This window comes from Pseudolysinimonas sp. 10J20-29 (assembly GCF_055809595.1).
Genome location: NZ_CM147917.1, coordinates 426,035 through 442,957, shown reverse-complemented (window position 1 = coordinate 442,957; position 16,923 = coordinate 426,035). Strand labels below are relative to the sequence as shown.

Genomic DNA, 16,923 nt, shown 5'->3' with positions numbered 1-16,923 from the left:
GAACTACTCAGCTGCACGAACGGAATCAGAACTGGACGCGCGGCGGCTCGGCGATCGCCGACGGCTCGTCGACCTCGAAGAAGTCGCGCTCGGTGAAGCCGAGGCCCCGCACGAACAGCGTGTTGGGGAAGATCTTGATCTTGGTGTTGAGCTCGCGCACGCCGCCGTTGTAGAAGCGACGCGAGGCCTGGATCTTGTCCTCGGTGTCGACGAGCTCGCCCTGGAGCTGCAGGAAGTTCTGGTTGGCCTGCAGCTGCGGGTAGGCCTCCGCCACCGCGAACAGGCTCTTCAGCGCCGACTGGAAGTGGTTCTCCGCGACGCCCGCCTCGGCCGGCGTGGAGGCGTTGACGGTCTCCGACCGCGCCTTCGTCACGTTTTCGAACACCTGCTTCTCGTGCGCGGCATAGCCCTTGACCGCCTCGATGAGGTTCGGGATCAGGTCGGCACGGCGCTTGAGCTGCACCGTGATGTCGCTCCACGCCTCGTCGACGCGCACGTTGAGACGCACGAGACCGTTGTAGGTCGACCACAGGTAGATGCCCACGATGACCGCGAGCAGAACAAAGACACCAACCACGAGGAGAAGTTCCATGCCTCAAATATAGGGGGCGATACTTGCGGTTTCCTATGGACCGACCGCCCCCGCGAACGGTGCTCCCGCTGGGACTCGAACCCAGACTCGGCCGATTTTAAGTCGGCTGCCTCTGCCGATTGGGCTACGGGAGCGCTCCGCTCACGTTACCGCTCCCTCTCGCGCGCCCGGCCCCGCCTCCCCGTCCTCGGCCGCGGCTCGGCCTCCGCTCGCCGCCTCCGCCCGCCTCCGCCACCTCAGCCTCCGCTCGCCTCAGTCCCCGCCGCGCTTCCCCACCCTCTGCCCTGCCTCCCCACCCTCTGCCCCGCCTCCCCGTGACGAAATGCAGGAAGAACGAGGATGACTGCCCGCCATTTCGGGCCGGGGATGCGCATCCGCGCCAGGATCTCCTGCATTTCGTCAATGGTGGGCAGGATGCGGGCGGGGCGGATGGGCCGGGGCGGATGGGCCCGGGGCGGATGGGCGCGGGGGGGGCGTGGGCGCGGGCGGAAAGGCCCTGAGACGGACGATGCCCCGCCCGGAGACCGGGCGGGGCATCGTGGGGCCGGGTGCAGAGCGCCGGCCGGTGAGGTCGTCGACTACGCCTTGGGGCGCGAGGCGAAGGTCTCGAAGGCTTCACGCGGCGTCTCGCGCGCGGGGATGCCGACGAGGTCGCGACGGAACAGGAAGTTGATGATCCAGTTGCCGAAGACGCGAGCCTTGCGCTCCCACATCGGCATCGCGAAGCCGTGGTAGCCGCGGTGCATCAGCCAGGCGAAGAAGCCCTTGAACGCGAGGCCGCCCTTCTGGAACACGCCGATGTAGAGGCCGAGACCGGCGACCGCACCGAGGTTCTTGTGGAAGTACTCGCGCGGGTCCTCGCCGCGGATGTCGGCCACGAGGTTCTTGGCCAGCAGCTTGGCCTGGCGCACCGCGTGCTGCGCGTTGGGCACGCACGAGCCGTCGGGCAGCGGGCTGCCGCCGGAGATGTCCGGCACGGCGGCCGCGTCGCCGCAGCCCCAGGCGTCGGCGACGATCTCGCCCTCGGCGTCCACGACGCGGAGGTCGGCCTTCACGGTCACGCGACCGCGGGGCTCGAGCGGCAGGTCGGTGCCGCGCAGCATCGGGCTGGCCATGACGCCGGCGGTCCAGACGATGAGGTCGGACTCGAAGGTCTCGCCCGTGGAGAGCTCGATCTTGCCGTCGACCGCGCTCGCGAGCTGCGTGTCGAGGTGGATCTCGGCGTCGCGCTGCGCGAGGTTCTTGATGACCCACTGGCTGGTCTTCAGCGAGACCTCGGGCATGATGCGGCCCATCGCCTCGATGAGGTGGAACTGCACGTCATCGGTGCTCAGCTGCGGGTACTGGCCGATCAGCGAGCTCGCGAAGCTGCGCAGCTCGCCGAAGACCTCGATGCCGGCGAAGCCGCCGCCGACCACCACGAAGGTGAGAAGTCGGTCGCGCTCGGGGCCGGCGGGCAGGTTGGCCGCCTTGGCGAAGTTGTCGGTGACGCGGTCGCGGATCGCGGTCGCCTCTTCGATCGTCTTGAGGCCGATCGCCTCGTCGGCGACACCCGGAATCGGGAAGGTGCGCGAGACGGCGCCCGCGGTCACGACGAGCGTGTCGTAGCTCTCGGTCCACGGCTCGCCGACCTCGGGCGTGATCGTGGCGGTCTTGGCGGCGTGGTCGATGCCGGTGACCTTGGCGGTGATGATCCGCGTCTTCTTCAGGTGACGGCGGTGACCGACGATCGCGTGCCGCGGCTCGATCGACCCGGCCGCGACCTCGGGGAGGAACGGCTGGTAGGTCATGTAGGGAAGCGGGTCAACCATCGTGACCTCGGCCTCGCCGCGGGCGAGGTACTTCTCGAGCTTCTTCGCGGTGTACAGGCCGGCGTAGCCGCCACCGACGATGAGAATCTTGCGCACTGGGGGGTCTCCTTGTTGGAAAAGTCGGTCCCAATCTAGTCGCTTGCGCGGGCCCGCCTGAAATGCAGGGCCAGCCCCCACGTGAACCCGACCGCGATGTAGGCGAGGATGCCGGTCGCCAGCCACGGAAGAACCGCCAGCTGCCACCACGCGGGCGAGAGCACGAGTGCAACGGCCTCGTCGACGACGGGCTCGGCGGGCGGGGAGGCGGCGCGATCGCCGGGGAACACGCTCGCCGTCGCGACGTGGCGGTGCAGCCCGATCCACTCGCGGAGCTCGCCGAGCGGATTCGCCTCCACCGCGGCGACGTCGGCGCTGACCGCGGCGGAGGCATCCACGATCCCGTAGCCGTAGCTCACGTCGGGCCCCTCGGGGCCTTCGTCCCGCGCGGTGGCGAGCACCCGTTGGATCACGTTCGCGGCGTCGAGGTCGGGATGCGCCGCCCGCACGAGCGCGACGATTCCGGCGACGATCGGGGTCGCCCCGCTGGTGCCCTGCCACGACACGTAACCGCCCGAGGGGGTGACCCCGACGAGCGATTCGCTCGGCGCCGCGACGCCGATCGTGATGCCCTGGGAGCTGGCGTCGATGCTCGCCACGCCCGCCCGCGTGACGCCGGCGACAGTGAGCACGCCGGGGATGGTGGCGGGCGCACCGACCCGCTCGGTGCCGCTGCCGCGGTTTCCGGCGGCCACCACGATGACCACATCGTGGTCGGCGGCGTAGAGGAACGCGTCATCCCACGAGGCCGGCCAGTCGAGGGTGTTGCGGGTGAGCGACATGTTGATGACCGTCGCGCCGTTGTCGACCGCCCAGACGACGGCCTCGGCGATCTGGTCGTCGGACCCGCTGCCGAACGAGATCGAGATGGACAGCAGGTCGGCCTCGGGCGCTGCCCCGATCACCCCGCTCGACGCGCCCGTTCCTCGACCGGCGGCGAGCGAGGCGACGAGGGTGCCGTGCTCGGAGCTCTCGCCGACGGGGGTGCGGCCGTCGCGCGACCCGGAGCCCGAGAAATCGGCCCCGCCGGTGACGGCCGCGTCGAGCTCGGCGACGCCGGCGGCGACGCCGGTGTCGATGACCGCGATCGTCTGCCCGGCACCGCGGGTCGTCTGCCACGCGGTGCGGATGCCGAGGTCGTCGAGCCAGTACTGCGCGTCGCGCACCCCGTCGGCGGCGGCCCCTTCAGCCTGCGGGGCGGAGACCTCGGCGAGTGCCGCGGGGGCCGCGCTCGGCGCGAGCGCGAGGAGGAGCCCCGCGAGCACGACCGCGGCGCGGCGCATGGTCCTACGCGGCCGCGAGAGCGCGACCCGGCTCGTCGCACTCGCAGCGCTCGGGGCTCCACGTCGCACGCGCGAGGGCCCGGTCTCCGATCGGGTTGACGCCGGGGCCCGCCGCGAGGGCGTGCCCGGCGAGGGCGTGCAGGCACTTCACCCGGGTGGGCATGCCGCCGGCCGAGAACCCGGCGACCTCGTCGACGACGAGGATGCTCTCGCGGTCGGCCAGGTAGGACTCGTGCGCGGCGGTGTAGGCGGCGGCGAGGTCGGCATCCGCCTCGAGTTCGGCCGAAAGCTCCGCCATGACCCCGGTCGCCTCCAGCGTCGAGATCGCGGCGGTCGCCGCGGGATGCGTCAGGTAGTAGAGCGTCGGGAACGGCGTCCCGTCGTCGAGGCGCGGCTGGGTGGCGACGACGGTCGGGTTGCCGCAGACGCAGCGCGCCGCGATCCCGATGACCCCGCGCGCGGGTCGCCCGAGCTGCGCGGTCACCGTGTCGACCTCGGCGGGGGTGGGGGCTTCGAATGGCGGACGGGTCATCCGTCGCTCCTCAATCGGGGACTGTCGAGCTGCCCCGACTCGTCCAATTCGTTCGGCGAGAGCTCGGTGAGCCCCGCCTCGTACACCGAGCCGAGCAGCGATCGCAGCCAGTCGACCCGAGTCGTCTGGATCTGGTCGCTGATCGGCAGGTCGTCGCTGGATTCCAGGAGACCGTCGTCGCCGACGACGAGGTAGCTGCGGTCGCCCGGGAACACGTAGTACAGCCGGTCGCGCGCCTGCGCCTCGATGTACGCCGGGTCATCCCAGCGCGCGATCTCGGCCTCCAACTCGTCGACGTCGGCCTGCGCCTCGCGCACCGCCTCCTCGAGCCGGGCGATCTCCTGGCGCTGCTCGACGAAGTTCTTCAGGCTCGGCGCCAGCACGACGAGGGCGCCGACGACGAGCGACAGCACCCCGAGCGCGAAACCCGAGGGGCGGAACTCGCGCAGCCACGCCGTCGAGCGCGACTCCTCGGGGAGCGCAACGGGAATGCGCCGGCCCCGAGGAGCACGCGTCGACCTGGTCATGACTCCAGGGTAGGCGGGCTACGCCTGGGCGCGCGGGAAGGCGCCGCGTCCGGCGAAGGTGGCGGCCTCGCCGAGCTCCTCCTCGATGCGCAGCAGCTGGTTGTACTTGGCGACGCGGTCGGAGCGGGCCGGGGCGCCGGTCTTGATCTGGCCAGCGTCGGTCGCCACCGCGAGGTCGGCGATCGTGGTGTCCTCGGTCTCGCCCGAACGGTGCGAGATGATCGCGGTGAAGCCGGCGCGCTGCGCCATGGTGACCGCATCCAGCGTCTCGGTCAGGGTGCCGATCTGGTTCACCTTCACCAGGATCGAGTTGGCGGCCTTCTTCGAGATGCCGTCGGCGAGGCGCGTCGGGTTGGTGACGAACAGGTCGTCGCCGACGATCTGCACCTTGTCGCCGAGCTCGGCGGTGAAGTCGACGTAGCCCTGCCAGTCGTCCTCGGCGAGCGGGTCCTCGATGGTGATGAGCGGGTAGTTCGCGACCAGGTCGGCGAAGTACGCGGTCATCTCGGCGGCGCTGCGCGCGGTGCCCTCGAACTGGTACGCGCCGTCGTGGAAGAACTCGGTCGAGGCGACGTCGAGGCCGACGGCGATGTCCTTGCCGGGGGTGAAGCCGGCCTTCTCGATGGCCTCCATGAGGAAGTCGAGCGCGGCGCGGTTGCTGGCGAGCTCGGGGGCGAAGCCGCCCTCGTCGCCGAGACCGGTCGCGAGGCCCTTGGCCTTCAGCAGTCCCTTGAGGCCGTGGTAGGTCTCGACGCCCCAGCGCAGCGACTCGGAGAAGGTCTCGGCGCCGAGCGGCACGAGGAAGAACTCCTGGATGTCGACGTTGGTGTCGGCGTGCGAGCCGCCGTTGATGACGTTGAGCAGCGGCACCGGCAGGGTGTGGGCGTTCGGTCCGCCGAGGTAGCGGAACAGCGGCAGGTCGGAGGAGTCGGCGGCGGCCTTGGCGACGGCGAGCGAGACGCCGAGGATGGCGTTGGCGCCGAGCTTCGACTTGTTCTCGGTGCCGTCGGCGGCGATCAGCTCCGCGTCGACCAGTCGCTGGTCGGCGGCGTCGAATCCTTCGATGGCCGGGCCGAGCACGTCGAGCACGGCGTCGACGGCCTTCTGCACGCCCTTGCCGAGGTAGCGGTCCTTGTCGCCGTCGCGCAGCTCGTAGGCCTCGAAAGCACCGGTGGAGGCGCCGGAGGGGACAGCGGCACGCGAGACGGTGCCGTCTTCGAGAAGAACCTCGACCTCGACGGTCGGGTTGCCTCGGGAGTCGAGAATTTCACGGGCGCCGACGGCCTCGATTGCAGACACGGGGATCTCCTTGCGTGGTGGATGGGGGTGCCAGCGATTCCGGGGGCTGGCCCGACTGGAATCCTAGCCGCCTCACCGGAACGCCGGGTCAGGGCAGGGCGCGTTGGAACCGCGTGAGCAGCTCCGAGAACTGCGTCAGGTCGTCGATCTCCCAGTCATCCAGAATGCCTTCGTAGTTGCGGCGCACGTCGACGCGGATGCGATCGAACTGCTCGATGGCCCCCGGAGTCGCGACGAGCAGGGTGGCCCGACCGTCCCCGGGGTCGGGGGTCTGCTCGAGCAGTCCCGCCTCGCGCAACTGTCCGACGCTGCGGCTGACGAAGGCCTTGTCGAGATCGAAGGCCGCGGCCAGATCCCCCGCGCGCACCGGGCCGTGGTGTCGGACGTAGCGCAGCAGGCCGAAGGCGACGAGGGAGAGCGGCGGGTCGAAGCGGCGGGCGAGTTCGCGGTTCCACCCCTTGACGGTGCGGAACAGCTCGGAGACGGCACCCTCGATCTCGCTCGTGGCGCGCTCGCGCTCGGCGTCGCCGGTTCTCCCGCTGGTCATGGCCACCATTGTGCCGTCTTCCCGGATCAGTCCCGCGCCGCGCTGCGGTCGTCACCCTGCGGACCGCGCTCGGCGTCGTCGAGCACAGGCGCGCCGCCGCCGACGTCGGTCGCCACCTCGATGAGGAGCTCGGCGGGGGTGTCGGCGAGGATCTCGTCCCGCGTCGCGGCCTCGGCGGCCGAGTCCTTCTCGGCGCGCTGCTGGATGCCGTTCTTCGTGCCGAGCGCGATGTTGGGCAGCAGCGCGACGAGGACGATCGTGAGCACGCCGAGCGGCACCGCGATGAGGAAGATCTCGCCGATCGCGAGCCCGTAGGCCTGTTCGATGACGAGGCGCACCGGCTCGGGCAGCGTCGTCAGGTCGGGGATCGACCCGGAGCCGACCGCGGAGGCGTCGTCGGCCGAGATGCCGAGGGCGACGAGCCCCGACTCGACCTCGGTGCGCACGCGGGCGGCGAGCGCCGCGCCGAGCGCGGCCACACCGGCGGCGCCGCCGAGGGTGCGGAAGAACGCGACGCCGGCGCTGGCGGCGCCGATCTCGCTCACATCCACCGTGTTCTGCACCACCAGGACGAGGTTCTGCATGAGCATGCCAACCCCGAGTCCGAGCACCGCCATGTAGAGGAACATCAGCCCGAAGGGGGTGTCGTAGCGCAGCGTCGACATGAGGGCGAGCCCGACGGTGAGCAGCGTCGCCCCGGTCACCATCCAGCGCTTCCAGGCGCCGGTGCGGCTGATGACGGCGCCCGCCACGGTGGAGGCGACGAGCATGCCGGCGACCTGCGGCAGCGTGAAGATGCCCGACTCGGTCGGCGTCATGCCGCGCGAGAGCTGCAGGTACTGGCTGAGGAACACGGAGGTGCCGAACATGCCGACGCCGACCGCGAGGCTCGCCATCGTGGTGAGCGTGAAGGTGCGGTTCTGGAACAGCGAGAGCGGGATGATCGGCTCCTCGACCTTGAGCTCGACGAGGACGGCGAGCGCGAGGAGCGCGATCGCGCCGCCGAGCATCAGCCAGGAGGTCAGCGAGTTCCACTCGAACTGGCTGCCGCCGAGCGTCACCCAGATCAGCAGCAGCGAGACGCCGCCCGCGATGAGCGCGGCACCGAGGAGGTCGATCTTGACCCGGCGCGAGTGCTTGGGCAGGTGGAGGGTGCGCTGGATGAGGATGATGGCGACGATCGCGATCGGCACCGCGACGTAGAAGTTCCAGCGCCAGCCGATCGTGTCGGTGATGACGCCGCCGAGCAGCGGGCCGCCGGCGATGCCGAGCGCCATGATGCCGCCGAGGATGCCCATGTAGCGTCCGCGCTCGCGGGGGCTGACGATGTCGGAGAAGATCACCTGGACCAGGGCCATCAGGCCGCCGGCGCCGATGCCCTGCACGGCGCGGAACGCGATCAGCGTTCCCGGGTCCTGCGCGAAGCCGGAGGCCACCGAGGCCACCACGAAGATGGCGAGCGCCAGCTGCACGAGCAGCTTGCGGTCGAGCATGTCGGCGAGCTTGCCCCAGATCGGCGTGCTCACGGTGGTGGCGAGCAGGGTCGCGGTGATGATCCAGGTGAAGGTCGCCTGGTCGCCGCCGAGCTCGGTCACGATGACCGGCAGCGAGGTGGACACGACCGTGGTGGAGAGGATCGCGACCAGCATGCCGGCGAGAAGGCCGGAGATGGCCTCGAGGACCTCACGACGTGACATGGCGGCGGGCGCGCTTTCGCGCGGGGATGAACTCACAAGGACTCCTGGCATTGGTTGACAACGGTCAACCATACGCCGGAGTTGACAAAAGTCAACTATCCCAGCGGGCGCAGCTCCAGCTCCTCCGGCGAGGTCGCCGCCGAGACGAACGCGAAGTGCGTGAAGCCGTCGGCGGCCAGGGCGTCGAGCAGCACCTTCACGTTCTTGGTCCGCTGCACGAGCCGCACGCGTCCCGCCTGCTCGAGCATCCGCGCCTTGAGCGCCAGCAGCCGGTCGAGCGGCGCGTCGGCGTCGTGCACGAGCGCGACGGCATCCACCTCAGCCTGATCGCTCAGACTCACCAGCTCGACGAGGCGCTCGAAGCCGAGCGAGAAGCCGGTCGCCGGGACATCGCTGCCGAGGAACCGGCCGATCATCCCGTCGTAGCGCCCTCCGCCGCCGAGCGAGTATCCGACGCTCGGGTGCGCCAGCTCGAAGATCGGGCCCGTGTAGTAGCCCATGCCGCGCACCAGGAACGGATCGAACTCGAGCGCGGATGCCTCCCCGCGCGCCGCCGTCACGGCCTCCCCCAGCTCCGCCAGCTGCGCGATCACGGCGCCGTCGGCGCCCTCCGGCAGCGCGGCCCGGATCGTCTCGGCGCCGAACGGCGCCGCCTCGGCCGCCCGCGGACGACGCAGGAACACCTCGAACGCGTCGACCGCGTGCCCGGCGACCTCGCGCCCGCGCAGTTCGGCGATCACGCCCTCGGGCCCGAGCTTGTCGAGCTTGTCGATCGTGATCAGCACCGACTCGTGGGTGGCCTCGGGGAATCCGAACCCGGTGAGCATGCCGTTCAGCAGCCGCCGGTCGTTGACGCGGATCGTGCCGCCCTGAAGCCCCAGCGCATCGAGGGTGTCGAGGGTCGCCAGCAGCAGCTCCGCCTCGGCGCGGATCGTCGGCTCGCCGATGATGTCGATGTCGCACTGCACGAACTGCCGGTAGCGGCCCTTCTGCGGACGCTCCGCCCGCCAGACCGGGGCGATCTGGATCGAGCGGAAGACGCTCGGCAGCTCGGCACGGTGGGAGGCGTAGAAGCGCGCGAGGGGAACCGTGAGATCGAAGCGCAGGCCGAGGTCGACGAGGTCGAGCGTCGACTCGGCGACGTGGAGCTCCTCGACCGTGAGGCCGCGCTTGAGCACCCCGAAGGCGAGCTTCTCGTTGTCTCCGCCGAGCCCGGCGTTCAGGCGCGAGCTGTCTTCGACGACCGGGGTCTCGATCTCATCGAAGCCGTGGTGCCGGTACCGCTCACGGATGACGGCGAGCACGCGTTCGCGCTGCGCCTTGTCGGCGGGAAGGAAGTCCCGCATGCCGCGGGGAGGATTGACGGAGCTTGCCACCCGGTCATTCTTCCAGGTCGGGCGTGCCGCCGGTCTCCACCGAGCGCACGTCGTCACGCAGGGAGCGCAGGGCGCCGCGCAGGGCGCGCTCGGCGTCGAGCCCCTGCTCGCGGGCCGCGGCGACCATGGCGAGCAGCTGCTCGCCGAGCTCCTCCTCCGTCGCCGGGATCGGCGCGGCCGCGCGCTCGACCCCGACCTTGGCCGCCCGGCCGAGCACCTTGTCGGCGAGCGCCAGCGCCGGCATCGCCTCGGGAATGCCGTCGAGCACGCTCGTGCGATGCGCCTTCTCGACCGCCTTGATCGCATCCCAGTTCGCCACGACTGCATCGGCCGAGTCGGCAACGACATCGCCGAAGACGTGCGGGTGACGCGACACCATCTTCGCCGTCATATGCTCAGCGACGTCCTCGAGCGTGAAGCTGCCGGCCTCCGCCTCGATGTCGGCGTGGAAGAGCACCTGGTAGAGCACATCGCCGAGCTCCTCGATCAGCTCCTCGCGCGAGCCCGATTCGATCGCCTCGATCAACTCGTAGCTCTCCTCGACGAGGTACTGGACCAGGCTCTCGTGGGTCTGCTCGCGGTCCCAGGCGCAGCCGCCCGGCGCGCGCAGCCGCGCCGCCGTCGCGATCAGCTCGTCGAGCTTCGGGTTCGGTCCCGTCACGCCTCCACCTCGCGGTCGTCGGCGTGCGCCGCGAGGTGCCGGGCGTAGCGCTCGGTGAGCTGCACCATCAGGTCCGGGGTGTCGCGGTCGAGACCGAACACGTAGCCCGGGAAGTCGAGCGCCTGCTGCACCTCCCAGATCTCGTCGTGGCGATCCGGCGAGAGAATGCGCGGCGGCGACCCGACCGCGATCCAGGCGATCGGCACCACCGACTCGGGCGGCAGCTCGGTGCGCAGGTGGACGACGGCGTTGATGCGGATCTCGCTGCGGTCGCCGATGACCGCGCCGTTGAAGACGCGGACCCCGGTCGCGATGAACACCTCGTCGCCGACGGTCGCCCCCGAGATCGACGCCTGCGGGCCGACCAGGCAGTGGTCGCCGATCGTCAGCGGGTCGCTCGCGGCGGCGCGCAGCACGGCGTTCTCCATCACGATCACGTGCGCCCCGATGCGGATCGGGCCGCCCTCGGCCGAGATGACGGCGCCGTGCAGGATCTGGCAGTCCGGGCCGATCGTGACGTCACCGCTGATGATGGCGCTCGGCGACACGACGGCGGTGGGATCGATGCGGGGGGCATGCCCCGCGTGCTCGTAGCGCATGCCTCGAACTTACTCCGCGCCCGTGCGAGGCTCGCGGCGAATCAGCCGACCGTGGCGATCGGACCGGTCTCGGTCGGCTCCGGCTCGGCCGGCGCGACCCCGGTGCGGTCGCGCGGCATCGCCCAGGTGAGCGCGGCGAGCGCCACCCCCATCACCGCGACCGCGATGAAGACCGCGCCGGATGCCTCGAGCACCGTGGCCGGATCCGTCTCGTCACCGCCGCGGCGGGCCACCACCGCGTTGGCGATCGCGCCGAGCACCGCCGCGCCGACCGCCTGGCCGATCGTGCGGGAGAACAGGTTGGTTCCCGTCACCACGCCGCGCTCGTGCCACGGGGCGCTGGACTGCACCGCCACGAGGCTCGGCAGGGCGGTGAATCCCATCCCGAGCCCGACGAACAGGCAGAACGCGGCGACCACCCAGGGCGACGGCGGCCAGGCCACGACGGCGACCGCGAGACCGACGGTCGACACGAGCACGAGCACGCTGCCGCCGATCGCCGTGCGACGGAACCCCCAGCGCAGATAGGCGTGGCCGGCGAGCGAGGCCGCGATCGGCCACCCGATGGTCAGGGTCGCCAGCGCCAGACCGGCGATGATCGGCGCGACGCCGATGGTGCCCTCCAGATAGGTGGGGATGAAGGCGGTGAGCCCGATCACGACGGCGCCGATCGCGAGCCCCATGATCGAGGTCGACCAGACGATGCGACGCCCGAGCAGCGGCAGCGAGAGCACCGGTTCGGCAGCGCGGCGCTCGATCGCGACGAACACGACGAGCAGCACGGCGCCTCCGGTCAGCACCGCGATGCTGATCGGCGAGTCCCACGCCCACGCGTTGCCGCCTTCGAGCACGCCGAGCAGCAGGAGCACCAGCGCGAGCGTCAGCACGGTGGCGCCCGCGTAGTCGACCCGGTGCCGCTGCGCCTCGCGCTTCTCGACGAAGTTGCGGATCAGCAGCCAGCCGGCGACAAGGCACAGCGGGATGTTGATCCAGAAGATGCCGCGCCAGGCATCCAGCTGGGCGAAGATGCCGCCGAGCGTCGGGCCGAGCACGGCGGCGACCGCCCAGACGCTCGCGATGTATCCCTGCACCCGGGCGCGCTCCTCCAGCGTGTAGATGTCGCCCACGATGGTGATCGTGATCGGGAGGATCGCGCCGGCGCCGAGGCCCTGGATCGCACGGAACACGATGAGCGAGGTCATGTCCCAGGCCACCCCGCACAGGACCGAGCCGACGAGGAAGAGCGCGATGCCGAACAGCACGATGGGCTTGCGGCCGACCGTGTCGGCGAGCTTGGAGTAGACGGGGACGGTGACCGCCTGCGCGAGCAGGTAGATCGAGAACAGCCAGGGGAAGGAGCTGAAGCCGCCGATCTCGGAGACGATCGTCGGCACCGCCGTCGACAGCACCGTGGCGTCGATCGCGACGACCGCCGTCGCCACCATGATGGCGAGCAGAATCGGCCCGCGCTCCGACCTCAGACCCACATTCGTTGACACAATCTCTCATCTTGGACCACGACGGCGACCTCGCGCTGGGTGGCGGAGAATGGGCCGATGGACTCCGCGCCGCTGATCGCCCTGTTCGCGTTGATCGTCGCGCTGCTGATCGGCCGCGCGGTCACCCGCGAGCGCAACGAGTTCGCGCGGTTCCGGCGCCTGCGCAGCACCGTCGCACGCCAGAAGGTCTACCGTCGGTGGCTCATCGAGTCGCTCGTCGTGATGGGCGGACTCAGCGCGGTGACGCTGTTCGCGAGCGCGTCGTGGCTGAGCGCGGTGCTGGTCGAGGCGCAGGAGCTTCCCGGCATCGGCGAGCTGCGGGACTGGTTCGGCACCGATGTCGGCTTCGGCATCGCGATCGGTCTCGCCGTCGGCGCGGTGCTCGGCTTCGTGCTGCCGGTGATCCTGCTGCGCCGCACCCCGATCGAGGAGATCCCGACCGTCGGCAACATCCGGGCGCTGCTCCCCCGCACGCGCGGCGAGCTGCCCTACGGGCTCGGTCTCGCGCTGAGCGCCGGGGTCTTCGAGGAGCTGCTGTTCCGGCTCGCGCTGCCCGCCCTGCTGTTCGGCATCACCGGCGACGCCCTGCTCGCGTTCGCCGTGAGCTCGATCCTGTTCGGCCTGCTGCACCTCTACCAGGGCCCGACCGGGATCGCCGCGGCGAGCGCCCTCGGCGTCGGCTTCGCGCTGCTCTACGTCGTCAGCGGGTCGATCGCGCTGCCGATCCTGGTGCACGCGCTGATCGACCTGCGCTCCCTGGTGCTGATCCCGGTCGTGCTCGGCTCGGCCTGGAAGCCGCGGCCGACGCCCGCCCCGGTCACCCCGCCGACGTCGCCGGAGCCTCCGCCTGCTCCGGCATCGGAATGATCGCCTCGATCAGCTGCGTCACCCAGGCGATCAGCTCGGCATCCGCCAGCTCCTTCGGCAGCGGCACGCTGAGCGCCTTGGCCTGCGCGAAGATGCGGGCGCCCGGGTAGAGGCGCTGGAGTCGCACGGTGCGCGAGTCCGGAAGCTCGACCGGGGCGAGCCGCAGGTTGCCGCCCATCGCGACGACGTCGCCGAGCAGCGCCTTCTGCGCCAGGCGACGCAGCCGCGAGACCGCCACCAGGTGGCGCACCGGCTCGGGCGGTTCGCCGTAGCGATCGGTGAGCTCCTCGACCACCGAGTCGAGGGCGTCGTCGGGTGAGGAGGGCGAGGTGGCCGTCGAGAGCTTCTGGTACGCCTCGAGACGGAGGCGCTCCGACTCGATGTACTCCTCGGGCACGTGCGCGTCGATCGGAAGCTCCAGGCGCAGCTCCGTCTGGCCCTCGGCCACGTCGCCGCGGAACGCGCTCACCGCCTCGCCGATCATGCGCAGGTAGAGGTCGAAGCCGACCCCCGCGATGTGGCCGGACTGCTCGCCGCCGAGCAGGTTGCCGGCGCCGCGGATCTCGAGGTCCTTGAGCGCGATCTGCATGCCGCCGCCGAGCTCGTTGTTCGCCGCGATCGTCTCGAGGCGGTCCTGCGCCGTCTCGCCGAGCGGCTTGTCGGCGTCGTAGAGGAAGTAGGCGTAGGCGCGCTCGCGACCGCGACCCACGCGTCCGCGGATCTGGTGCAGCTGGCTCAGGCCGTACTTGTCGGCCCGGTCGATGATCAGGGTGTTCGCGTTGGCGATGTCGATGCCGGTCTCGATGATCGTCGTGGTCACCAGCACGTCGGCACGGCGCTCCCAGAAGTCGACGATGACCTGCTCGAGCGCGCTCTCGCTCATCTGCCCGTGGGCGACGGCGACGCGCGCCTCCGGCACCAGCTCGGCGATGTGCGAGGCCACGCTCTGGATGCTCGAGACCCGGTTGTGCACGTAGAACACCTGGCCCTCGCGCAGCAGTTCGCGGCGGATCGCGGCGGTCACCTGCTGGTCGTTGTAGGCCCCGACGTAGCTGAGGATCGGGTGGCGATCCTCGGGCGGCGTCGCCAGCGTCGACATCTCGCGGATGCCGGTGACCGCCATCTCGAGGGTGCGCGGGATCGGCGTCGCACTCATCGCCAGGATGTCGACGTTCGTCCGGAGCTTCTTCAGCGCATCCTTGTGCTCCACGCCGAAGCGCTGCTCCTCGTCGATGATGACGAGGCCCAGATCCTTGAACTTCACCGACTCGCTGAGGATGCGGTGGGTGCCGATGACGACGTCGATCTCGCCGCGGGCGAGCCCGTCGATCGTCTCCTTCGACTCCTTCTCGGTCTGGAACCGGCTGAGCGCGCGCAGATGCACGGGGAACCCGGCGAAGCGCTCGGCGAAGGTCTCCATGTGCTGACGCACCAGCAGCGTCGTGGGCACGAGCATCGCGACCTGCTTGCCGTCCTGCACCGCCTTGAACGCGGCACGCACCGCGATCTCGGTCTTGCCGTAGCCGACGTCGCCCGAGATGAGGCGGTCCATCGGGATCGGCCGCTCCATGTCGGCCTTCACCTCATCGATGGTCTGCAGCTGGTCGGGGGTCTCCGCGAAGGGGAACGCCTCCTCCAGCTCGCGCTGCCACGGGGTGTCCGGGCCGAAGGCGTGCCCCTTCGACGCCATCCGGGCGCTGTAGAGCTTGACCAGCTCGACGGCGATGTCGCGCACCGCCTTGCGCGCGCGGCCCTTCGCGGCCGACCAGTCGGAGCCGCCCATCTTGCTGAGCGTCGGCGACTCGCCGCCGACGTAGCGGCTCAGCTGGTCGAGCTGGTCGGTCGGCACGAACAGCCGGTCGCCCGGCATGCCCCGCTTCGAGGGCGCGTACTCGATCACCAGGTACTCGCGCATCACCTTCGCGGCCTTCGAGCCGAGCGGGCCGCGGGCCTGCCGCTCGCCGCTCGCGACCTCGCGCTGCACCAGCTCGACGAAACGGCCGATGCCGTGTGTGGCATGCACCACGACGTCGCCGGCCTTCAGCTGCAGCGGGTCGACCACGTTCTTGCGGCGACTGGCGAGCTTCTTCACCTGGCGCGAGTCGACGCCGACCGAACGGCCGAAGAACTCCGCCTCGCTCAGCAGCGCCAGGCGCAGCTCGGGCGACTCGAAGCCGGCCTCGACCGCACCTTGCACCAGGTAGGCGACCCCGGCGTCGAGGGCGTCGGGAAGCTCGTCGACGGGGCGGGCGGCGAGACCCTGCTCGCCGAGCACCTGGGCCGCGCGCTCCAGCAGCCCCGGCCCCTGCGCCGCGATCACCGCCGACCAGCCGGCACCGAGACGCTCGGCGACGTGGTCGACGGCGCCGCCGTACTTGCCCGCGAAGGTCGGGGCCGCATCCGCGTCGATGCGCACCAGGTCGTCGTCGGTGTCGGCCGCGCCGAGACCGAAGGGCGAGAAGGTCCACCAGGTGCGCGGACGCGCCGCCTCGCGCAGGTCGGCGATGGTGAGGAAGTCGCCCGCATCCAGGTCGATCGGGGCGGTGGCCCCAGCGGTGGCCGCGTTCCAGGCCGCCGACAGGAACTCGCGGTTCGTCTCGACCAGGCTCACCGCCCGGTTCGCGATCCGCTCGGGCGACATCAGGGCGACCGCGGCGTCCGTCGGGAAGGCGGCGGTCAGCGGCTCGAGCCGCTCCAGCAGGGCGGGGGCGAGCGACTCCATGCCCTCCACCGGGATGCCCTCGGCGATCTTGGCGAGCATCTGCTGCAGCGTCGGGAACTCGGACTGCATCTCGCGGGCGCGCTGGCGCACCGGTTCGGTCAGCAGCATCTCGCGGCTCGGCGGCAGTTCGACGCCGGCGAGATCGCCCGGCAGCGAGCGCTGGTCGGCGACCGAGAAGGCGCGCAGCTGTTCGAGCTCGTCGCCGAAGAAGTCGGCGCGCACCGGGTGCTCGGCGTCCGGCGGGAACGCGTCGAGGATGCCGCCGCGCAGCGCGAACTCGCCGCGCCGGGTGACCAGGTCGACGCGCGTGTAGGCGAGCTCGACGAGCCGGGTGGCGATCTCGTCGAGGGCGTAGCCGCGGCCGCCGGTGCGCAGCTCCAGCGGCGCCACCTCGGCGAGCCCCGGCGCGATCGGCTGCAGCGCGGCGCGGACGCTCGCCACGACGATCAGGTGCGCGTCGCGCTCGGTGCTCCAGGTCCGCAGGCGCCGCAGCGTGCGGATGCGGGCGCCGACCGTCTCGGCGCTCGGGCTCAGCCGCTCGTGCGGCAGCGTCTCCCACGCGGGGAACCCGAGCACGTGGGCCTCGGGGAGATAGCTGGACAGGGCCGCCTGGACGCTCTCCGATTCACGACTGGTCGCCGTGATGACGAGCAGCGCGCTCGGTCCGTCGCGCTGTTCGAGCAGCTCGGCGAGCAGCGGAATCCGCACACCCTCGACGACCGCGAAGTCGGTGTCGTGCCGGGCCTCATCCAGAGCGGTTTCGACGCTGTGGGCGCGCGCGAGCGCCGGGAGAATCCGTTTCAGGCCCATTTGGA

The 16,923-nt window shown here is 71.0% G+C and carries 14 protein-coding genes and 1 tRNA gene; 1 reads left to right on the top strand and 14 read right to left on the bottom strand.

From position 1 onward, the window contains the following. Window positions 1–25: 25 nt before the first annotated feature. The 13 genes from AC0L6Y_RS02205 to AC0L6Y_RS02145 form a co-directional block, all read right to left on the bottom strand. Window positions 26–592, bottom strand: coding sequence for a LemA family protein (locus tag AC0L6Y_RS02205; RefSeq protein ID WP_473554493.1), 567 nt, complete (start codon window positions 590–592; stop codon window positions 26–28). Window positions 593–652: 60 nt separating this feature from the next. After that, window positions 653–726: transfer RNA gene (locus AC0L6Y_RS02200), tRNA-Leu, on the bottom strand. A gap of 444 nt (window positions 727–1,170) precedes the next feature. Next, the gene (locus tag AC0L6Y_RS02195; RefSeq protein WP_473554489.1) at window positions 1,171–2,499 is read right to left on the bottom strand and encodes an NAD(P)/FAD-dependent oxidoreductase; all 1,329 of its coding nucleotides are present in this window, start codon (window positions 2,497–2,499) and stop codon (window positions 1,171–1,173) included. 35 nt (window positions 2,500–2,534) lie between these two features. Continuing rightward, window positions 2,535–3,782, bottom strand: coding sequence for a S8 family peptidase (locus AC0L6Y_RS02190; protein ID WP_473554482.1), 1,248 nt, complete (start codon window positions 3,780–3,782; stop codon window positions 2,535–2,537). 4 nt (window positions 3,783–3,786) lie between these two features. Then, window positions 3,787–4,314 carry a DUF501 domain-containing protein gene (locus tag AC0L6Y_RS02185; protein WP_473554478.1) on the bottom strand — a complete coding sequence of 176 codons (528 nt, stop codon included), beginning with the start codon at window positions 4,312–4,314 and terminating at the stop codon, window positions 3,787–3,789. Beyond that, a complete protein-coding gene (locus tag AC0L6Y_RS02180; protein WP_473554473.1) occupies window positions 4,311–4,841 on the bottom strand; it encodes an FtsB family cell division protein in 531 nt (176 codons plus the stop codon). The genes AC0L6Y_RS02185 and AC0L6Y_RS02180 overlap by 4 nt, the downstream gene beginning before the upstream one ends. Window positions 4,842–4,859: 18 nt before the next feature. Beyond that, window positions 4,860–6,140, bottom strand: coding sequence for a phosphopyruvate hydratase (eno, locus tag AC0L6Y_RS02175; protein ID WP_473554468.1), 1,281 nt, complete (start codon window positions 6,138–6,140; stop codon window positions 4,860–4,862). Between the two features lie 88 nt (window positions 6,141–6,228). Beyond that, entirely contained in the window at window positions 6,229–6,687 is a 459-nt protein-coding gene (locus AC0L6Y_RS02170) for a MarR family winged helix-turn-helix transcriptional regulator (RefSeq protein WP_473554464.1), read from the bottom strand. Between the two features lie 26 nt (window positions 6,688–6,713). Next, complete coding sequence (locus AC0L6Y_RS02165; RefSeq protein WP_473558631.1) at window positions 6,714–8,384, bottom strand: MDR family MFS transporter; 1,671 nt, start codon at window positions 8,382–8,384, stop codon at window positions 6,714–6,716. Window positions 8,385–8,479: 95 nt separating this feature from the next. Continuing rightward, window positions 8,480–9,730: a histidine--tRNA ligase gene (locus tag AC0L6Y_RS02160; protein WP_473558628.1), complete on the bottom strand. Its 1,251-nt coding sequence runs from the start codon at window positions 9,728–9,730 to the stop codon at window positions 8,480–8,482. A gap of 34 nt (window positions 9,731–9,764) precedes the next feature. Next, window positions 9,765–10,421 carry a nucleoside triphosphate pyrophosphohydrolase gene (gene mazG / locus AC0L6Y_RS02155; protein WP_473554459.1) on the bottom strand — a complete coding sequence of 219 codons (657 nt, stop codon included), beginning with the start codon at window positions 10,419–10,421 and terminating at the stop codon, window positions 9,765–9,767. Beyond that, complete coding sequence (locus tag AC0L6Y_RS02150; protein ID WP_473554455.1) at window positions 10,418–11,020, bottom strand: gamma carbonic anhydrase family protein; 603 nt, start codon at window positions 11,018–11,020, stop codon at window positions 10,418–10,420. Before AC0L6Y_RS02150 ends, mazG begins: the two co-directional genes overlap by 4 nt. Before the next feature lie 41 nt (window positions 11,021–11,061). Further along, the gene (locus tag AC0L6Y_RS02145) at window positions 11,062–12,465 is read right to left on the bottom strand and encodes an MFS transporter (RefSeq protein WP_473558625.1); all 1,404 of its coding nucleotides are present in this window, start codon (window positions 12,463–12,465) and stop codon (window positions 11,062–11,064) included. A 111-nt stretch (window positions 12,466–12,576) separates the two neighbouring features. Here AC0L6Y_RS02145 and AC0L6Y_RS02140 point away from each other — a divergent pair, with 111 nt between their 5' ends. After that, complete coding sequence (locus tag AC0L6Y_RS02140) at window positions 12,577–13,386, top strand: CPBP family intramembrane glutamic endopeptidase (RefSeq protein ID WP_473554451.1); 810 nt, start codon at window positions 12,577–12,579, stop codon at window positions 13,384–13,386. On the opposite strand, the gene mfd is transcribed toward AC0L6Y_RS02140, so the two are convergent. Further along, on the bottom strand, window positions 13,337–16,918 hold the full coding sequence (gene mfd / locus AC0L6Y_RS02135; RefSeq protein ID WP_473554447.1) for a transcription-repair coupling factor: 3,582 nt from the start codon (window positions 16,916–16,918) through the stop codon (window positions 13,337–13,339). The two genes, AC0L6Y_RS02140 and mfd, sit on opposite strands and share 50 nt — an antisense overlap. Window positions 16,919–16,923: the final 5 nt, after the last annotated feature.